The 1623-nt window shown below is 62.2% G+C and carries 2 protein-coding genes; both read left to right on the forward strand.

Going from position 1 to position 1623, the window contains the following annotated elements; translation table 11 throughout:
- The first annotated feature begins 33 nt into the window (after positions 1-33).
- Complete coding sequence (locus H7C86_RS36850) at positions 34-1197, forward strand: IS30 family transposase (protein WP_220463518.1); 1164 nt, start codon at positions 34-36, stop codon at positions 1195-1197.
- A 38-nt stretch (positions 1198-1235) separates the two neighbouring features.
- Entirely contained in the window at positions 1236-1583 is a 348-nt protein-coding gene (locus H7C86_RS36855) for a DUF3024 domain-containing protein (RefSeq protein ID WP_125053472.1), read from the forward strand.
- The last annotated feature ends 40 nt before the right edge of the window (positions 1584-1623 follow it).

Here is a 1623-nt window from a genome sequence, read left to right on the forward strand (position 1 = left end):
CTGGTGACATGATGCGTGATCGTGGAGGCATGGATGGGCAACAGGGCGCTCGGGTTCACTGTGGATCAAGAGAACACGATCTGGGAGATGTGGCGTCGCGGTGATTCGCTGAGTGCGACCGGGCGGGTCCTCGGGGAGAGTGTCCCTCAGATCGGCCGGTTCCTGCGTAAATCCGGCGGTATCCGGCCGCTCCCACGTCGTCGGCGAGCATCTCATCTCACGGCCGGGGAGCGTGAAGAGATTTCCCGTGGGATCGCCGCCGGTGACAGTGCTCGGACGATCGCCGACAAACTCGGAAGATCCCCGTCCACGATCGCTCGGGAGATCGCCCGCAACGGCGGCCGCGAACACTATCGGGCGACCCCGGCGGATGCCGCAGCGTATGTCCGCGCGCGCCGCCCTCAAATCTCGACTCTCTCTACCAGGCATTTTCTGCGGGAGGTTGTCACAGGGAAGCTGAGTGAGCAGTGGTCACCGCAGCAGATCTCCGCCTGGCTCCGGCGCGAGTATCCGTCCGATCCGCAGATGTGGGTTTCGCACGAGACGATTTACCGTTGCCTGTATATACCGTCGCGGCAAGTATTCGACGACACAAAATTTCACGAACTGCGTACCGATCGGCGGATCCGCCGGCCTCGTGGGAAGAAACGCTCCCACGGGCGCGGGCAGATACGGAACAGAGTCTCCATCGATCACCGCAGCCCAGCAGCGGATGCTCGTAGCGAGCCCGGACATCTGGAAGGTGATCTCGTGTTCGGCACCCGCCCGTCGGCGGTCGCGACGCTGGTGGATCGGCAATCACGCGCCGTGCATGTGGTCGCACTGCCGGACGGGTACCGGACCGAGACGGTTGCGGACGCCTTGATTGCCTATCTGGGCCGGTTGCCTGCGCATCTGCGTCGGTCGTTGACGTGGGATCGGGGACTGGAAATGGCCGCGCACGAGCGCATCACCGCAGCACTCGACCTGCCCGTCTACTTTTGCGCCCCGCATCATCCGTGGCAACGAGGGACGAACGAAAATACGAACGGGCTCCTGCGCCAGTACCTGCGCAAGAACGCTGACCTGCGCACTTTCAGCCAGGAGGGCCTGAATTCGATCGCGGCGAGACTCAACGATCGGCCTCGTCGGGTGCTCGACTGGGACAGTCCACGCCAACGAGAAGACCAGGTGCTCGGTTCCTCCGCAGTTGGATAGCAAAGCTGGCCATAACGGCGGTTGGCATGATGATGGTCATGGCTGCCACCGGACTCCCCGAACTCGATGTCGCCCGTATCGTGAAGTACTGCGCCAGTAGAGTTCCCGATCGTCTGCGTCATGAGATTCGGGTCGAATGCGACATCGCGCCGCGCCATGTCACGATCTGCGAATGCCGGCCGCCGTGGCGTGAGGACTTCGGACCGGAGTGGACGCGATTCCCGATCGCCCGCCTGTCTTACACGAAGAAAACCGGGCTGTGGACTCTGTATTGGCGGGACCGGAACCTCAAATTTCACCGTTACCAGTTCTTGGCGCCGAGCCCTCACGTTCAGGATTTGCTCGATCACATCGAAAACGGTGGCGATCCGATCTTCTGGGGCTGATCCGTTATCGTCGGTGATGCGTTGACCTATTGAGACCAAG

Source organism: Rhodococcus sp. UFZ-B548 (assembly GCF_903819475.1).
Lineage (GTDB): Bacteria > Actinomycetota > Actinomycetes > Mycobacteriales > Mycobacteriaceae > Rhodococcus_F > Rhodococcus_F erythropolis.